Raw genomic sequence first — 16,179 nt, 5'->3', positions numbered from 1 at the left:
CGCCTCCCGCGCGTACGGCCCCGCTCAGGCCGGGGCGGCTCCCCCGTGCTTCTGCTGGTGCTCGGTCACCAGAAGCTTGGCCAGGTCGGCCACCTTGACCTGGTGGTGCTGCGACACCCGCCTGAGCTCCTCGAACGCCTCCTCGGCGGAGCAGCCGCTCTTCGACATGATGATGCCCTTGGCCTGGTCGATCACCGACCGGCCCGCCAGGGCCTCCTGCATCTGCGCCGCACCGGTCAGGACGTCGTCGAACTCCCAGATGTTGGCCAGCGCCACGGTGACCTGCTCGCGCAGCAGGGCCATGAGCGCGCCGCCGGAGCTGAACACGCCGGGGCGCACGCCGTACAGGCCGATGATCACGACGGCGCCTTCCACGGCGATCGGCACGACGAGGACCGAGCGCACCCCGTGCCGCACGGCGGTGGCCGCGTAGCGGGACCAGCGGGACTCGCGCATCACGTCGGGGATCGTCACCGGGCGCCCGGTGGACAGCGCCTCCCTCGACGGGCCCTCGCGCAGGTCGCGCTCGCGGTCGATCAGCACGGTGAGCTCGCTGTGGGAGGCGGCCAGCAGCACGCGCTCCTCCATCCACAGCTCGGCGGTGCCGCCGGCGCAGCCGGGGACGCCGTGGGCGACCGCCTCGGTGATGCCGCGCAGCACGCTCTCGGCCGACGTGCCCTCTGTCACACGGCCCAGCGCCGCGAGGTCACGCGCGAGAATGGATGTCGTCTCCATGGTAGAAAGTCCATTCCCATAGTTTTCGGGTTAATCCAGGCTGGATCGATTAGACCCGGGGTTTGGCGTAGCGTCTACGTCGAGAGAGGGGGGCAGCTTGCCCGACACCGCCGAGCTCGAGCGCGCGTTGAGCGGGCTCGCCGACCGCATCGCCACCCTACGGGAAGACCCCGATCCGGGTGCGATGCTACGGGAGCTGGACGCCGCCGAGGAACTGGTCCGCAAGGCCCTGAGCGAGCTGGCGCGCAGCCGCAGGCGCAGGGACGGCGGCAGCCAGCGCGAGCAGAAGCTGCTGCGCCAGGTGTTCCGCGCGCTGCCGATCCCAGTGATCATCATGGACACGGGCGGCACGGTGCGCCGTATCAACAACGAGACCACACGCCTGCTCGGCAGCCCCGCCGGCTACCTCATCGGCCGCGCCTTCCCCCTGCTCGTCGACGTGACCGCCCGGGCCGCGTTCCGGCAGCGCTTCGCCGCCGTCCTCCACGGCGACGACAGCGCCTCGTTCCAGACCCGGCTGGCCCACCAGGGCCGCGCCCACACCGTACGGCTGGTGCTGAGCCGCCTGCGCATGCCGGGCGAGCCGCAGGAGATGATCGCCGGGGTCGTGCTGCCCACCGAGGTCCAACTGCCCGAGCCGGCCGTACAGACGGGCGTGCCCGACGACGCGGCGGTCCTGGCGGCGGCCAGGCGACACGAGCTGCTGTCGCGGCTGACCGGGCTGCTGCTGGACGAGGAGAGCCTGCGCGAGCCCGTCGCCCTGCTGCGGGCGGCCCGCCTGCTGGCGGCGGAGACGGCCGACTGGGTGATCGCGGACGTCGCGAGGGACGGCGGCCTGGTCCGGTCGGTCGTCATCGGGCCGAGCGACCAGCCGGTCGGGCGGCTGCAGCGGACGGTCGAGGAGGCCCCTCCCGCGCTGACTCCGGTCGTGGAGCAGGTGATGACCACGCAGAGCGGCGTCGTCCACGAGATGCTGACCGACGACTCCCTGCTCGGCGGCGACGTGCTCCAGGCGATGCGCGCGGGCTCGCTGCTCAGCGTGCCGATCCGCACCGACGACGACGCACGCGGCGTGCTCACACTGGTGCGGCTGCGCGACCGGCCGCCGTTCGGCCTGGCCGACCTGGGCCTCATGGAGGAGATCGGCCTGCACCTCGGCCTGGCGATGCGCGCCCAGCAGGGGTTCCAGCGCCGGGCGCAGGCCGCCGACACCCTGCAGACCGGCGTGCTCCCCCGTACGCTCCCCGAAATCCCCGGCTTCGAGATCGCCGCCGCCTACCACCCCGGCTCCGGCATGCGCGCCATCGGCGGCGAGTTCTACGACGTGTTCCCCGTCAAGAACGGATGGGGTTTCGTGATCGGCAGCGCGGCGGGACGCGGCGAGGAGGCGGCCGCCGTCACCGCCATGGTCCGCAACGGCCTGCGCGTGCTGAGCGTGTGGGAGGACGACCCGGGGCAGGCCCTGCGCAAGGTCAACGACGCCCTCGTCGCGCAGAACACGGGCCTGTTCGTGATGGCCGCCGCGGGCTTCGTCCGGGGTCGCAAGGTGCGGCTCGCCTCCGCGGGGCACCATCCCACGGCGTTGATCCAGCCGGGCGGCGGCGTCCGGTTCTCCGAGGGCGGCGGCGTCCCGCTGGGCTTCGAGGAGGGCTCGATCCCCGCGACGGAGGAGCTCACGCTGTCGGCCGGGGAGACGCTCGTCCTCTACAGCGACGGCCTGGTGGGCTCGCAGAGCCCCGCCGGGGACAACTACGGCGAGCAGCGGCTCACCGAGGCCCTCGCCCGCTGCGCCGGGCAGCCCCCTGGCGCGGTCGTCAAGGCCATCGAGGAGGACCACCGGGCCTTCTGCGGCAGCCACGCGGTCGACGAGATCACCGTCCTCACGTTGCGCCGATCCCGCTGACGGGATTTGCCGCCGCCCCGGCGAGGTGGTGGACTGAGGTGAATGCGATGCGTGGGGGGCGGTCGCATGACTGAGTTCATCCACGAGGCCGGGCTGTACGGCTCCGACGACGAGTTCCTCGGGATGGCCGTGCCGTTCGTCCGGGACGGGCTGGACCGGGGCGAGCCGGTGATGGTCACCACGACGGCGGGGAACCTCGCTCTCCTCGGTGCCGCGCTGGGCGACGACGCCCGGCGCGTGGACTACGCCGAGAGCGCGTATTTCGGCCGCCGCACCGCGCAGCGGGCGGCCGCGTTCCTGCGCTACTGGGAGCGCAACGCGGCGCGCGGCCGGGTCCGCGTTCTGGCCGAGCCGGTGTGGGCGGGCCGCTCGGCCCGCGACGTCGTGACCTGGAAGCGGATGGAGTCGGGGCTCAACGTCATCCTCGCCGGCACGGGCGTGTGGATGATCTGCCCGTACGACACCAGGACGGCAGGCCCCGGCCTCGTCGAGGACGCGCTGCGCACCCACCCCTCGATCAGCGTCGGCGGCCGGGAGCGGCGGCCCTCCCCCACGTACACCGACCCGGCGCGCTTCATCGGCGAGTGCGACCGCGAGCCGCTGCCGGAGATTCCCCGAGACGCGGCGGTCGCGACGATCGGCCACCTGCGGCGCGTGCGGCACTTCGCCGGCGAGCAGGCCCGGCTCCACGGGCTGGCGGAGGACAGGGCCGCGATGCTGTGCGTGGCCGTGCACGAGGCGGCCCGCTACCTGGGCCTGCCGGTGACCGCCCGGATGTGGGAGACGTTCGGGGCGCTGGTGTGCGACCTGTGGGCCGGCCGCGAGACGGAGTGCGATCCGCTCGCCGGTTTCACTCCCCCGGGCCCGGCCGAGCGGCCCGGGGACGGCCTGTGGGTGGCCCGTCAGATCTGCGACTACCTGGACATTCGGCAGGAGGAGGGCGGCTGCCGGATCAGGTTGCAGGCGGCCACGTCGCGGCTGCAGGAGTCCGCGTGATTTTTCCCGATTAGGCGTTTAGCGCGAATCAGAGTAAGGTAAACATCATCTACATCGATCGTGCCTAGGACGCAGGCACACCCTTTCAGACGCCTTCCTGTCTTGAGGTGTGCCATGGATATCGCGATCGTCTCCGCGCACGAGCTGACTCCCGACACTCCCGCCATCGCCCGTGAGCTGGGCCGGGGCCACCGGGTGACCGTCTACACCCGCTCGAAGGTCCAGGGGGACGGCGTCGAGCATGTGCCCGCCGGACCCGACGTGGAGCTGTCGGAAAGCGACCTCCTCCCCTACATCTCGGACTTCAGCGACGGCCTGCGGCGCAGGTGGCGGGAGCACCGCCCGGACATCATCCACGCCTACTCGTGGTCCAGCGGCCTGGCCGCCATCGCCGGGTCCGAGGGCCTGGGCGTGCCGGTCACCCAGACCTTCCACAGTCACTACGACGACGCCCGGAGCGCCGCGCCGGTGCGGCGGCTGGAGTGCGCGATCGGCCGCCGGGCCAGGGCGGTGATCGCCGCCTGCGCCGACGAGGAGTCCGAGCTGATCCGGATGGGCGTGCCGCGCCGCAACATCTCGGTCATCCCGCACGGCGTTGACATCGAGCGCTTCCGCCGTCAGGGCCCGGCCTTCCCGAGGGGGGAGCGGCCCCGCCTCCTCCACGTGGGGCACGTGGGCGCCGACTGGGCCGTGCACGCCCTGCGTGCCGTACCGGACGCCGAGCTCGTGATCGCGGGCGGCGACGACCAGAGCGTCGAGCGGCTGCGCGCCCTCGCCGGGGAGCACGGCGTGGCGGACCGCGTGGAGATGCTCGGCATGGTCCCGCACACCGCGATGCCCAAGCTCATGCGCAGCGCCGACCTGGTGCTGTCGCTGCCGCCGACCGTCCCCACGGGCACGGCCGCGCTGGAGGCCATGGCCTGCGGCATCCCGGTCATCGCCTCGGCCGCCGGGGCGCACCTCGACTCGGTGGTGGACGGCGTGACCGGATTCCTGACCCGGCCCGACCGCCCGCTGGAGATCGCCCACCGGATCCGCCGCCTGCTCGGCGACGCCACCCTGCGCACGGCCATCGGCTACGCGGCCGCCGACCGCGCCCGTTCCCGCTATTCGGTCGAGCGAATCAGCATGGAACTGCTCCGCGTTTACGAGAAGACGTGTGCGTAAAGGCAAGCGATATTACCGGATTAAGGCCGTTATCCGAGTGAATTGATGTGATTAACTCGGCTCATGTCACGTCATGGGCCTGGTTTAGCGGTGGCGGCGGCGATGCTCATCGCCGCCGCCACGGCCTGTTCAAGCGGAGACTCCACCAAGGTGTTCAACGCCGGGAGCGAGTCCACCGCACAAGGGTCGGCGTCCTCCCCCGGTTCGTCCGGCGCGCTGCCGGGCAACGCGAACGCTGCGGGGCTGAGCGCGACGCAGACCGCCACCGCGGCCGCCGCACCCGCCGGCGAGGACGCCGGCCGGAAGGGCGACGAGGCCGCGGAGAAGACGGGCGACACCACTGTCGCGGAGAAGATCGGCGACGTCCCCGCGGCCCCGTCGCCGCGCCCCTCCCCCCTTCCGTCTTCCGGCCTCTCGTCCGGCCCGCGGGCGACGCCCGCGCCCACGGGCGAAACCGGGACCGAGCCGCCGATGCGGCTCGCGCGGCCCGTGCGCACCGGTGACCGGCCGGTCGTGGTGGACGCCATCGAACCGGAAGACGTGCCCAGGGCGGAGCGCGCGCCCGCCCGGGCGATCCCCAAAGGCGCGAACGGGGCCGCGCGGGAGTCCTCCCCGCCGTCGCGTACGCCGTCCGCCACGCCGCTGCCCCGCTCGTCCGGCGCCTCCGCGGGGTCCGGCGCCTCCGCGGGCGGCTGGGGCGACCCGGCCCTGGCCGAGGATTTCGGCGGGCAGGCGCTGCGCCTCGCCGGGGGTGGCGGCGGCGTGGACCTGTCGGGAACGTCGGTCCAGCGGTACGGCCGCTGGGAGGTCCGCCTGCGGGCGGAGGGGGGCGCGCTTCCCGTCGCGCTCCTGCGGTCCGCCCAGTCGGGCGCCGCCCAGGACGAAGACTCACGGCGCGGCGACTCGCGGCGCGGCGGCTCCCGATACGGCGACTCCCGATACGAGGGCTCCCAATACGACGAATCGCTGTACGACGAATCGTGGCGCGACGAATCGGAATACGCCGGCCCGCAGGACGACATCTCGCAGTTCGGCGAGACGGACGGCGCGGGGACGGAGGACGCGGCGATCGGCGTGGCGGGCATCGCGGGCGGGCGGCGCGCGGAGCTCTCCGTCCGGCAGGGCCGGGAACTGGCCCGGGCCGAGTTGGGGGCCGACCTCACCCAGTGGCACACGGTCACCGTCGACTGGCTGCCCGGCCGGGTGACGTTCTGGCTGGACGGCAGGCAGGTGTGGAACTACACCGGCCCGTACGTCCCTCGGTCCCCGATGGGCCTGGTGCTGCGCAACGACGCCTCCGGCGGCACGGTGTACGTCGACTGGGTGCGGATCTACCGGGCTCCGCAGCGGTAGCCTTCCCGGACGATCTCGGATGCGTGACGGAGACGCGGGGCGGGTGTGAGCGAACGGCACGGCACGGCCGGGGAACCCCCAGCCGATCCAACGGCGGATTCCACAGCGGAACCCACGACGGAACCCACGACGGAACCCCCAGCGGATTCCGGCGCCGAACCCGCGGCGGAGGCGGTCCGGGCGGGTGACGAGGCCGTGTTCGGCGCGCTCGCCGCGCGTCACCGGCACGAGCTGCGGGTGCACTGCTACCGGATGCTCGGGTCGTTCACCGACGCCGAGGACCTCGTGCAGGAGACGCTGCTGCGGGCCTGGCGGGCGCGGGAGAGCTTCGAGGGACGCTCGACGTTCCGGGCGTGGCTGTACCGGATCGCCACGAACGCCTGCCTGGACGCTCTGTCCGGCCCGGCCCGCGCCCGTGAGGTGGTGGCGGCGGACGTCCCGGAGAGCCCGGGGCGTCCGGCATCGGCCGACGTCCCCTGGCTCCAGCCCTATCCGGACGACCTGCTTGATCTGGCGGCGCCGGACGAGGGCGGGCCGGACGCGGTGGCCATCGCCAGGGAGACCGTCGAGCTGGCGTTCCTGGCGGCGATCCAGCACCTCCCGCCGCGGCAGCGGGCCGTGCTGATCCTGCGCGACGTCGTCGGCCGGCCGGTGGCCGAGACCGCCGAGGCGCTGGAGATGAGCGTCGCCTCGGTCAAGAGCGCGTTGCAGCGCGCCCGCGCGACGCTGCGCGGGCGGCTGCCCAGGCGGCGGGCGGACTGGGCCGCGGCCACCCGGCCCAGCCGCGACGAGCTCGACCTGCTGGAGCGCTACGTCACCGCCTCCAGGAACGCCGACCTGACGGCGCTGGCGGCGCTGCTGCGCGAGGACGTCCTGCAGGCCATGCCGCCCGCCGCCCTGGTGTACGACGGGCGGGCGGCCGTGCTGGACATGTGGCGTCCGGTCCTGGAGGGCGAGGAGCGCTGGGGCGAGTGGCACTGCGTCCCGCTCGCGGTGAACCGGCAGCCCGCGGTGGCGAACTACGTGCGGCGGCCCGGCGAGACCTCCTACACCGCGGTCAACATCGACGTGTTGTGCGCCGAGGACGGCCTCATCACGGAGATCACCACTTTCGGCCCCGAGCTGCTGCCCCTGTTCGGCCTGCCGCTCCGTGTCGAACCTCTCACCGTCGAACAGGCCGTTACCGGATCGTGATGCGAGACGACCGCGCGGACCGATTCCCTTTCCCGGCCCGCGCCGTCGTACGAGCGGTATCGCAGGACGCCACCGACGGAGAAGGAGAACATCATGCCGGACATCATCGAGACGACGCAGCCGGACGAGCAGGTCAGGGCGCTGGACCGGCTGGTCGGCTCATGGCGCGTGACCGGCGGCGCGGAGGGCACGGTCACCTACCGCTGGATGGAGGGGGGCTTCTTCCTCATCCAGGACATCCGGCTTGAGCAGGACGGCCAGTCGATCGTCGGCCTCGAGGTCATCGGCCGTGAGAGGTCCTACGGGGCCGACAAGCCGAGTGAGGACGTCAAGTCGCGCTACTACGGCAGCAGTGGCGACACGCTGGACTACGTCTACGAACTCGACGGCGACACGCTGACCATCTGGTTCGGCGAGAAGGGATCTCCGGCGTACTTCCGGGGCACCTTCACCGCCGACGGCGACGCCATGACCGGCCGCTGGAACTACCCGGGCGGCGGGGGCTACGAGTCGAACATGACCAGAATCGGATAGCCCGTCACGGGTGGGTCGGGAGGAGGGCCGCCGCCTTCAGCGAGAGATGGAGCAGCAGGCGGTCCTCCCCGTCGGCGAGGTCCAGCCCCGTGAGGTGACCGGCCTTGCCCAGGCGGTAGTACAGCGTCTGCCGGTGCACGCCCAGCGCCGCCGCCGTCTCCTGGACCTGCCCGGCGTGGTCGAGGTAGGTTTCCACGCTCGCCGCGATCCTGGGCGTGAGGGCGGCCGACTCGGCCGCGAGGTCGGCCAGGTCGCGCGGGGTCAGCCGGGCCAGCAGCCGGTAGACGCCGAGCGCGCTCCAGTCGGCGACCGGGGCGTGCCGCTCGACGTGCTCGGCCACCCGCAGCGCGAGCAGCGCCTCCCGCCAGCTCTGCCACGCCTCCCCCGGGTCGTCGCGCGGGCCCCCGACTCCGGCGGCCATGCCGTACAGGCCGTGCAGGAGGCGCGCGACGTGCGCGGCCTGCGCGGCGGGCGCCAGCACCGCGAGGAGCGGCGCGTCCACGGCGGTGTCGGTCACGTCCGGGTCGGCCAGCACGCCGCGCGGCAGCGTGCGCGGCGGTCCTGGGACCTCCGCGGGCGTCCGCACGGCCACCGCCGTCACCGGTCCCTCGACGTCCACCCCGGCGGTGGCGCGGACCGCGGGATCGGCCGAGAAGAACTGGCGCAGCGGGGCGTGCCGCCCGCGGGCCTGCGTGGCCAGCAGCGCGGCCGCCCGGCCGACCAGCGGCGCGACGGCGGCCAGCCGCTCGTCGGTGAGCGCCCCGGATTCGAGCGCCCACAGGTAGCCGTAGGTCACCCCGCCGTGCCGCAGCGGCACGCACACGCGGCCGAGCAGCCCGGGGAGCCCGGGGATGCGCACAGGGCCCGTCGCGGTGGCGATGCCGTACGCCTCGAAGTGGGCCCGCACCTCGTCGGACGCGTGCCTGCGCAGGATCGACTCCTGCCGCACGCGGTCGATGTCCCCGCTCTGCGCGCCGTACGCCAGCAGGTTGAACGAGCGGTCCTCCAGCGTCACGGAGGCGTCGAGCAGCCGGGAGATCTCATCGACGATGTCTTGCATGCTGACATTCTTGTGCATTTGTCGAAAAATGCTGTGGCGGATGTCCGTGGAACTTCCCTGACGTGCGGATTTAGCCTGAGGTCATGCTCGGTTCCCTGCTTCTCGCGGGCTCACGCAGCCCGCTCGCCCGCCGGGCCGTGTCGGGGCTCCCGCTCACGCGCAAGGTCGTCGACCGCTTCGTGGCCGGGGAGTCCACCACGGACGCCGTCGCCGCGACGCGCCGCCTGACCGGCTCGGGGCTGTCGGTCACCATCGATCATCTGGGCGAGGAGGTCCGGGACCCCGGGACCGCCGTCGCCGCCGCCAAGGCGTACGTCTCGCTGCTCGAGGAGCTGCGGCCGCTCGGCCTCGGCGCCCGGGCCGAGGTGTCGGTCAAGCTGTCGGCGGTCGGCCAGGCCCTCGACCCGGGCATGGCCCTGGAGAACGCGCGGCAGATCTGCGCGGCGGCACGGGAGTGCGGCTCCACCGTCACCTTGGACATGGAGGACCACACCACCGTCGACGCGACGCTCGGCGTGCTGCGCGCGCTGCGGGAGGACTTCCCGGAGACGGGCGTGGCGATCCAGGCCTACCTGTTCCGCAGCGAGGCCGACTGCCGCGACCTCGCGGGGTCGCGGGTGCGGCTGGTCAAGGGCGCCTACGCCGAGCCCGCCTCGGTGGCCTGGCAGAGCAAGGCCGAGGTCGACCGCGCGTACGTGCGGTGCCTGCGGGCGCTCATGAACGGCACGGGCTATCCCATGGTGGCCACGCACGACGACCGGCTGATCGCGATCGCCGAGTCGCTCGCGGTGAGCGCCGGGCGCGGCACCGGCGACTACGAGTTCCAGATGCTCTACGGCATCCGGGCCGACAGGCAGGCGGCGCTGGCCGCGGCCGGGTCGCGGGTGCGGGTCTACGTCCCCTACGGCGACGACTGGTACGGCTACTTCATGCGCCGCCTCGCCGAGCGCCCGGCCAACGTCGCCTTCTTCCTTCGCGCTCTGAGGGGTAAATGATGGATGCGATCACCGACGTCCCGGTGCCGGCGAACGAGCCGGTGCACGCGTACGGACCGGGCAGCGCCGAGCGCGCGGCCCTGGAGACCCGGATCAAGGAGCTGTCGGGGGCGTCCCTCGACCTGACGATGACGATCGGCGGCGAGCGGCGCATGGCCGGCGGCGCGCCGATCGACGTCGTGCAGCCGCACAACCACGCCGCCGTGCTCGGCCGTACGGCCGACGCCACCACGGCCGACGTGCGGGCGGCGGTGGACGCGGCGCTGGAGGCCGCGCCGCGCTGGCGCGCCCTGCCGTTCGAGGAGCGCGCCGCGGTGTTCCTCAGGGCCGCCGAGCTGCTCAGCGGCCCGTGGCGGGCCACGCTCAACGCGGCCACCATCCTCGGCCAGTCGAAGTCGGCGCAGCAGGCCGAGATCGACGCCGCGTGCGAGCTGATCGACTTCTTCCGGTTCAACGTCGCCTACGCCCGGCGGCTCCTCGCCGAGCAGCCGCAGTCGGCGCCGGGCGTGTGGAACCGCATGGAGTATCGGCCGCTGGAGGGCTTCGTCCTGGCGATCACGCCGTTCAACTTCACCTCCATCGCGGCCAACCTGCCGGCGTCGGCGGCGCTGATGGGCAACGTCGTGGTGTGGAAGCCGTCGCCGACGCAGCAGTTCTCCGCGCACTTCACCATGCGGCTGCTGGAGGCGGCCGGGCTGCCGCCCGGCGTGATCAACATGGTCACCGGCAACGGCGCCACCGTCTCCGAGGTCGCCCTGCCCCACCCCGAGCTGGCCGGGATCCACTTCACCGGCTCGACGGCCACGTTCCAGCACCTGTGGCGCACCGTCGGGGAGAACATCTCCGGCTACCGGGGCTACCCGCGGCTCGTCGGCGAGACCGGCGGCAAGGACTTCATCCTGGCCCACCCGTCCGCGGAGACCGGTGTGCTGGCGACCGCGCTGCTGCGGGGCGCGTTCGAATACCAGGGCCAGAAGTGCTCGGCGGCCTCCCGGGCGTACGTGCCGCGCTCGCTGTGGACCCGGATGCGCGACGACTTCGTCTCGGCGGCCGAGTCGCTCACCGTGGGCGACGTGTCGGGCGACCTGTCCACGTTCATGGGCGCGGTGATCGACGCGCGGGCCTTCGCCAAGCACAAGGAGGCGATCGACCGGGCGCGGTCGGCGGACTCGATCGAGGTGCTCACCGGCTCCTACGACGACTCGGCCGGCTACTTCGTGCGGCCGACCGTGCTGGAGTGCGCCGATCCCACGGACGAGGTCTTCGCGAAGGAGTACTTCGGCCCGATCCTCGCCGTCCACGTCTACGACGACACCGCGTACGACGCCGTGCTCGACCAGATGGAAAGCGTCGCGCCGTACGCGCTGACCGGGTCGGTCATCGCGCAGGACCGGTACGCGATCGACGACGCCACCGAGCGGCTGCGCTTCGCGGCGGGCAACTTCTACGTCAACGACAAGCCCACCGGCGCGGTCGTCGGGCAGCAGCCGTTCGGCGGGGCCCGCGCCTCGGGCACCAACGACAAGGCCGGCTCGGTCTTCAACCTGATCCGCTGGGTCAACGCCCGCACGATCAAGGAGACCTTCGTGCCCCCGGTCGTGAGCGGGCCGTACAAGGGCGACGTGCCGCAGGGCGGCTGGCAGCAGCCCGACCTCGGCGACCTCGGCTACTGACGGATCGTGATGCCCTCGGAACCCCGGCGCGGGTTCCGAGGGCATCACGTCGGTGCTTGTCCCGGCTCGCTCTGGCGTGCACCCGAATCGGGTTATACGTGCAGGCGGTCGAGGTGCGCGTCAGCCGAGGGTGGCGGTGTCGATGACGAACCGGTAGCGGACGTCGGAGGCCAGGACACGCTGGTAGGCCTCGTTGATCCGGTCCGCCGGGATCAGCTCGATGTCGGCGCCGATGCCGTGCTCGGCGCAGAAGTTCAGCATCTCCTGCGTCTCCGCGATGCCGCCGATCATCGACCCGGCGTAGGAGCGTCGGGCGCCGATGAGGGAGAACACGTTGAGGCTCAACGGCTCGCCGGGGGCGCCGACGTTGACCAGGGTGCCGTCGACGGCGAGCAGGCCGAGGTAGGCGTCGAGGTCGATGACGGCGCTGACCGTGTTCACGATCAGGTCGAACCGGCCGGCGAGCCGCTCGAACGTGTCGGGGTCGCCGGTGGCGTGGTAGTGGTCGGCCCCGAGCCGCAGGCCGTCCTCCTGCTTCTTCAAGGACTGCGAGAGCACGGTGACCTCGGCGCCCATGGCGTGGGCGATCTTGACGGCCATGTGCCCGAGCCCGCCGAGGCCGACGACGGCGACCTTCTTGCCCGGACCGGCCCCCCAGCGGCGCAGCGGCGAGTAGGTGGTGATACCCGCGCACAGCAGCGGCGCCGCGGCCGCCGGGTCGAGGCCCTCGGGCACCGACAGGACGAAGTCGGCGTCGACGACGACGTGCGTGGAGTAGCCGCCCTGGGTGATGGTGCCGTCCCGGTCCACGCCACCGTAGGTGGGCACCATCCCGTCCAGGCAGTACTGCTCGTCGCCCTTGCGGCAGTTGGCGCACTCACCGCAGGCGTTGACCATGCAGCCCACTCCGACGCGGTCACCCACCTGGTGCCGGGTGACGGCCGCGCCGACCTCGGTGACGATGCCGACGATCTCGTGGCCGGGGACCAACGGATAGGGCTGGGGCCCCCAGTCGCCGTTGACGGTGTGGATGTCGGAGTGGCAGATGCCCGCGTACTCGACCTCGATGAGCACGTCGTTGGGACCGACGTCACGCCGTTCGATGATCGTGGGGGCCAGCGGCTCGGCGGCGGCCGGCGCGGCATAGGCATGAACACGCATGGTGATTGCTCCTTCGGTATAGGCCCACCCCCCGAATGCCCACCGGGCCGGTGCTCACTGGCCTGTGCTCACTGGGCTGTGCTCACTGGTCCGGGCGCAAGGCGGCCACCACCCATTCAAAGCGCCGGCCGGAGGTGGAGGAAGGCACCGGTGAAAGGTGTACTGGCAGGGCACCCCTGCGATGAGGAAGGTTACCCAGCCTGAGGACGTGGACGGCCGCACCGAGGTCCGCCCCGGCCACGACGACCACAGCCGGCCCCGGCCCGCCCCTCCGGCGTCGCGGCCGCGGCCTCCGGATGCCTTCCGAGTTCGTCTCAGTCCCCGGCCGGGACGGCCATCTCGCCGAGGAGGGACCAGTCGTCCTGCGGGACCGTGACATTGACGATTCTCGGGGTCTCGGCCAGGTGGGGCGGCAGCGTCCGACGGGCCGTCAGGAAGTGCTCCGACCCGACGTGCGCAGCTCCGGCCTCGTCGTCCCGGAACGCCTCGACGAGGACGTACTCGGCCGGGTCGTCGAGGCTGCGCGACCAGTCGAACCACAGGCAGCCCGGCTCGGCGCGGGTCGCCTCCGTGAACTCACGGGTGATCTCCGGCCACCGGTCGGCGTACTGCGGGAGCACACGGAACTTGGCGGTGATGAAAATCATCTGGCGTCTCCTCACGTGATCGCGGGCAGGACGACGTCCTCCAGGACCGCCCTCGGCGCCGTGTCCTGGCCCGCCCCGTTGTAGTCGCCGGCGGTGACGGCCACGACGAGGCCGAGATCGGGCAGCAGGAACAGCCGCTGGCCGCCGTTGCCGATGGCCGTCGCCCGCCCGTCCGGGCCCGCGTACCACATGTACCCGTAGGAGACGTCCTCCCAGGCGGGCACTCGCGGGCGCAGCATCTCCCCTATCCAGCCGGGGGCGACCTCCCGGTCCAGCACCGCCTGCCCGATCCTGGCGAGGCCGCGGGGCGTCATGCGCAGGCCGGAGGCGGCCAGAGCACTCCCGTCGGAGCCGGCCGACCATTCGAAGGCCCCGGCGCCGAGCGGCTCGAACAGCGCGGTGCGGGCGAACTCCTGAAGCCGCAGGCCCGTGCCCTTCTCCACGATCGCGCCGACGAGGGCCGCGGCACCGCCGCTGTAGCGCCACCGCTCGCCCGGCTCGTCCACGAACGGGCGCTCCAGCACGAAGCGACAGCGGTCCGGCGCCAGCTCCATCGCGATCTCGCTGTTCGCCGGGCTGGTGTACGGCGCGCTCTCGTCCCACTCCAGGCCCATCGTCATCGTCAGCGCGTGGCCGATCGTCAGCCCGGCCCGGCGGGGATCGGCCGCCAGGTCGGCGTACTCGGGGAAGACCGACAGGATCGGCTCGCCGGGATCCGGCACCAGGCCGGACTCCAGCGCCAGGCCGTACAGCAGCGCCACCAGGCTCTTGCTGACGGAGCGCAGGTCGTGGAGCGTGTCCGGCCCGAAGTCCACGTGGCCGAGCGGAGTGTTCAGCACGTAGTCCTCGCCGCCGCCGTACCACTCGAGGACGACGCGGCCGTGCCGGGCCACCACGACGCCGTGCAGGGCCGGAGCGCCGCCCCGCCGTACGAGGGCGTCCAGCCGGTGGGGCAGGTCCGGCGCGAACCCGGCCTTCTCCGGGGAGATCAGCCGCATGCGTTTCCTCCGCGTTCTCGGGGATTCATCGTCCCGAGGCTTGCATAATTTTCCGGCGGTAAACAACCGGCAGAGGGGGTACCCAGCCTCGAAAGACGCCTTCCGAGCGAGCCGAGGTCGACATGCGCAGGATCCTGGCGGCTCTATGCATCGCGGCCACGGCTGTCACCGCCGCCTGCGGCGACATCAAGCAGGACTACTACACCCAGACGATGCCCCAGAACGAGGGGGCGAACGTGAACCTGCCCGGCCTGCTGCTCCGCAACGCCTTCGTCATCGGCTCGCAGCAGCCCGCCCCGCCGGGGACCGACATGCCGATGTACATGATGCTGCTCAACGAGAGCGGCCGCACCGACCGTCTGGTGTCGGTGGACACCGGGGGCCTGTTCCGGGAGGCCCGCCTGCCCGCAGGCGGCCTGGAGATCCCCGGCGGGAGGTACGTCGGCGGGACGGCCCTCCCCCAGGTCCTGCTCGCCGGCCTCACCCGCCCGCTGGGCAGCGGTGGCACGATCCCCGTGACGTTCCGGTTCCAGAACGCGGGGACGGCCCGGATCGACGTCCCGGTCCTGCCGCCGGGAGCGTGGAGGACCACCTTCTCCCCCTGGCCGGGCGCGTCGCCGAGCCCGTCGCCGGCCACCTCGCCCAGCTCATCGCCGGCCGCCTCGCCGAGCCCGTCACCCGCCGGGAGCTGACCCGTCCCGGATCTCGGGGTTCGCGGCGATGATCTCCTCTGCCACCGCGCGCAGGCGGGGCAGGTACGCGGTCACCTCTCTCGCCCTGTCGCGCAGGTCGTCCGGCGAGCCGGCGCCCAGGTCGGCCGCCAGGTCCGCGAACCCGGCGAGGTGGCCCGTCTCCCCCGGCGCGTCCGCGGCGAGGATCTTCAGGCACCGGGCGTACGTCGCGGCGATCCAGAAGACGGCCTCGCGGTGCAGTCCCCGCGCGACGAGGTCCGCGCTGCCGTCCACCGCCACCGGCCGGGCCGCCCCGGTGACGTCGGCGGAGAAGGGGAACGACGTGCGGGCCGCGGCCGCCGCCGCGTCGAAGGCCCTCGTCATCGTGGCGAGGTGGGCGGTGACCCGCTCGCGGGTCAGGTGCGCGCAGCCGAGCAGGCCAAGCAGCTCCTCGTAGACGTCCCTCCGGCCGTACGCCCGCAGGAGTTCACGGACGGCCGGGTAGCGCAGCCGTACGGTGGGGTTGCGCAGCCCGGCGACGAGGAGCACGTGGGTCGTGATGCCGGCCGGGAACAGCCAGGCGGTGACCTGGTCGTGGAACGGTTTGCGGGGATCGAGCGCCGCGAGCCCGCCGGTGATGCGGCGCTCGGCGTCCTCGCACCGCAGGCGGACCCAGCGCCGTTCCGCGAAGCCCGCCGCGACGGCGGCCTGGAGCCGGGCCAGCCGCCCGGTGGGGTCGGCGATCACGGTGTCGGTGCGGAAGGCACCGGCCAGGTGGCAGGAGGCCAGCACGTCGTGCGCCGAGGCGAGCCCGTCCCAGGACACGTACGTGACCTCGACGAGCACGCCCTCCCAGGGGACCTTGCCGAGCTTGGGCGGCGGGACGGGATCGGTGACCACGACCGCCACGTCGACGTCGGACGTGGGCGGCAGCACCGCGTCGGGATCGGCCCAGGCCGCCGACCCGGTCAGGTAGGCCCCGGCGAAGTTCGCGGCGGAGGCGGCCTCGCGGGCGACCCAGCGGGCCGCCGCGGCCCGCGCGTCCCGGACCGTCGGTCCCCGTGATCCCTGTCCCATTCCGCCATTTCGCCA

General features: G+C 72.9%; 15 protein-coding genes. 9 read left to right on the top strand and 6 right to left on the bottom strand.

The window, feature by feature from the left end:
- Nucleotides 1-24: 24 nt before the first annotated feature.
- Complete coding sequence (locus FLW16_RS02755; protein ID WP_142557191.1) at nucleotides 25-735, bottom strand: GAF and ANTAR domain-containing protein; 711 nt, start codon at nucleotides 733-735, stop codon at nucleotides 25-27.
- Between the two features lie 97 nt (nucleotides 736-832).
- Between FLW16_RS02755 and FLW16_RS02750 the strand changes: the two genes are divergently transcribed.
- The 6 genes from FLW16_RS02750 (at nucleotide 833) to FLW16_RS02725 (ending at nucleotide 7,882) form a co-directional block, all read left to right on the top strand.
- On the top strand, nucleotides 833-2,638 hold the full coding sequence (locus FLW16_RS02750) for a SpoIIE family protein phosphatase (RefSeq protein ID WP_260614794.1): 1,806 nt from the start codon (nucleotides 833-835) through the stop codon (nucleotides 2,636-2,638).
- Nucleotides 2,639-2,704: 66 nt separating this feature from the next.
- Nucleotides 2,705-3,634: a sensor histidine kinase gene (locus FLW16_RS02745; protein WP_185949205.1), complete on the top strand. Its 930-nt coding sequence runs from the start codon at nucleotides 2,705-2,707 to the stop codon at nucleotides 3,632-3,634.
- Between the two features lie 114 nt (nucleotides 3,635-3,748).
- A complete protein-coding gene (locus FLW16_RS02740) occupies nucleotides 3,749-4,801 on the top strand; it encodes a glycosyltransferase (protein ID WP_142557187.1) in 1,053 nt (350 codons plus the stop codon).
- Nucleotides 4,802-4,891: 90 nt separating this feature from the next.
- Complete coding sequence (locus FLW16_RS02735) at nucleotides 4,892-6,154, top strand: glycoside hydrolase family 16 protein (RefSeq protein ID WP_142557184.1); 1,263 nt, start codon at nucleotides 4,892-4,894, stop codon at nucleotides 6,152-6,154.
- 45 nt (nucleotides 6,155-6,199) lie between these two features.
- Nucleotides 6,200-7,348 carry an RNA polymerase subunit sigma-70 gene (locus FLW16_RS02730; RefSeq protein WP_142557182.1) on the top strand — a complete coding sequence of 383 codons (1,149 nt, stop codon included), beginning with the start codon at nucleotides 6,200-6,202 and terminating at the stop codon, nucleotides 7,346-7,348.
- Nucleotides 7,349-7,441: 93 nt separating this feature from the next.
- Complete coding sequence (locus FLW16_RS02725; protein ID WP_142557180.1) at nucleotides 7,442-7,882, top strand: hypothetical protein; 441 nt, start codon at nucleotides 7,442-7,444, stop codon at nucleotides 7,880-7,882.
- Between the two features lie 4 nt (nucleotides 7,883-7,886).
- On the opposite strand, the gene FLW16_RS02720 is transcribed toward FLW16_RS02725, so the two are convergent.
- Nucleotides 7,887-8,942 (bottom strand): CdaR family transcriptional regulator, encoded by a 1,056-nt coding sequence (locus tag FLW16_RS02720; protein WP_260614793.1) that lies wholly within the window; start codon nucleotides 8,940-8,942, stop codon nucleotides 7,887-7,889.
- An 83-nt stretch (nucleotides 8,943-9,025) separates the two neighbouring features.
- On the opposite strand from FLW16_RS02720, the gene FLW16_RS02715 reads away from it, so the two are divergent.
- Complete coding sequence (locus tag FLW16_RS02715; protein WP_142557177.1) at nucleotides 9,026-9,937, top strand: proline dehydrogenase family protein; 912 nt, start codon at nucleotides 9,026-9,028, stop codon at nucleotides 9,935-9,937.
- Complete coding sequence (pruA, locus tag FLW16_RS02710; protein WP_142557175.1) at nucleotides 9,937-11,610, top strand: L-glutamate gamma-semialdehyde dehydrogenase; 1,674 nt, start codon at nucleotides 9,937-9,939, stop codon at nucleotides 11,608-11,610. Before FLW16_RS02715 ends, pruA begins: the two co-directional genes overlap by 1 nt.
- Nucleotides 11,611-11,730: 120 nt before the next feature.
- Here the strand turns inward: pruA and FLW16_RS02705 are convergent, their stop codons facing one another.
- The 3 genes from FLW16_RS02705 to FLW16_RS02695 all read right to left on the bottom strand — a co-directional run bounded on the left by FLW16_RS02705 (nucleotide 11,731) and on the right by FLW16_RS02695 (nucleotide 14,416).
- Nucleotides 11,731-12,771, bottom strand: coding sequence for an NAD(P)-dependent alcohol dehydrogenase (locus tag FLW16_RS02705; protein ID WP_142557172.1), 1,041 nt, complete (start codon nucleotides 12,769-12,771; stop codon nucleotides 11,731-11,733).
- Between the two features lie 314 nt (nucleotides 12,772-13,085).
- Entirely contained in the window at nucleotides 13,086-13,418 is a 333-nt protein-coding gene (locus FLW16_RS02700) for a putative quinol monooxygenase (RefSeq protein ID WP_142557171.1), read from the bottom strand.
- A gap of 11 nt (nucleotides 13,419-13,429) precedes the next feature.
- Nucleotides 13,430-14,416 carry a serine hydrolase gene (locus FLW16_RS02695; RefSeq protein WP_142557168.1) on the bottom strand — a complete coding sequence of 329 codons (987 nt, stop codon included), beginning with the start codon at nucleotides 14,414-14,416 and terminating at the stop codon, nucleotides 13,430-13,432.
- 122 nt (nucleotides 14,417-14,538) lie between these two features.
- On the opposite strand from FLW16_RS02695, the gene FLW16_RS02690 reads away from it, so the two are divergent.
- A complete protein-coding gene (locus FLW16_RS02690) occupies nucleotides 14,539-15,108 on the top strand; it encodes a hypothetical protein (RefSeq protein WP_142557166.1) in 570 nt (189 codons plus the stop codon).
- Here the strand turns inward: FLW16_RS02690 and FLW16_RS02685 are convergent.
- Nucleotides 15,091-16,164, bottom strand: coding sequence for a hypothetical protein (locus FLW16_RS02685; protein ID WP_142557164.1), 1,074 nt, complete (start codon nucleotides 16,162-16,164; stop codon nucleotides 15,091-15,093). The two genes, FLW16_RS02690 and FLW16_RS02685, sit on opposite strands and share 18 nt — an antisense overlap.
- Between the last annotated feature and the right edge of the window lie 15 nt (nucleotides 16,165-16,179).

Source organism: Microbispora sp. KK1-11 (assembly GCF_006874435.1).
Classification (GTDB): Bacteria; Actinomycetota; Actinomycetes; order Streptosporangiales; family Streptosporangiaceae; genus Microbispora; species Microbispora catharanthi.
Note: the sequence above shows the minus strand (reverse complement) of the source record. Positions and strands in the feature narration are given on the sequence as shown.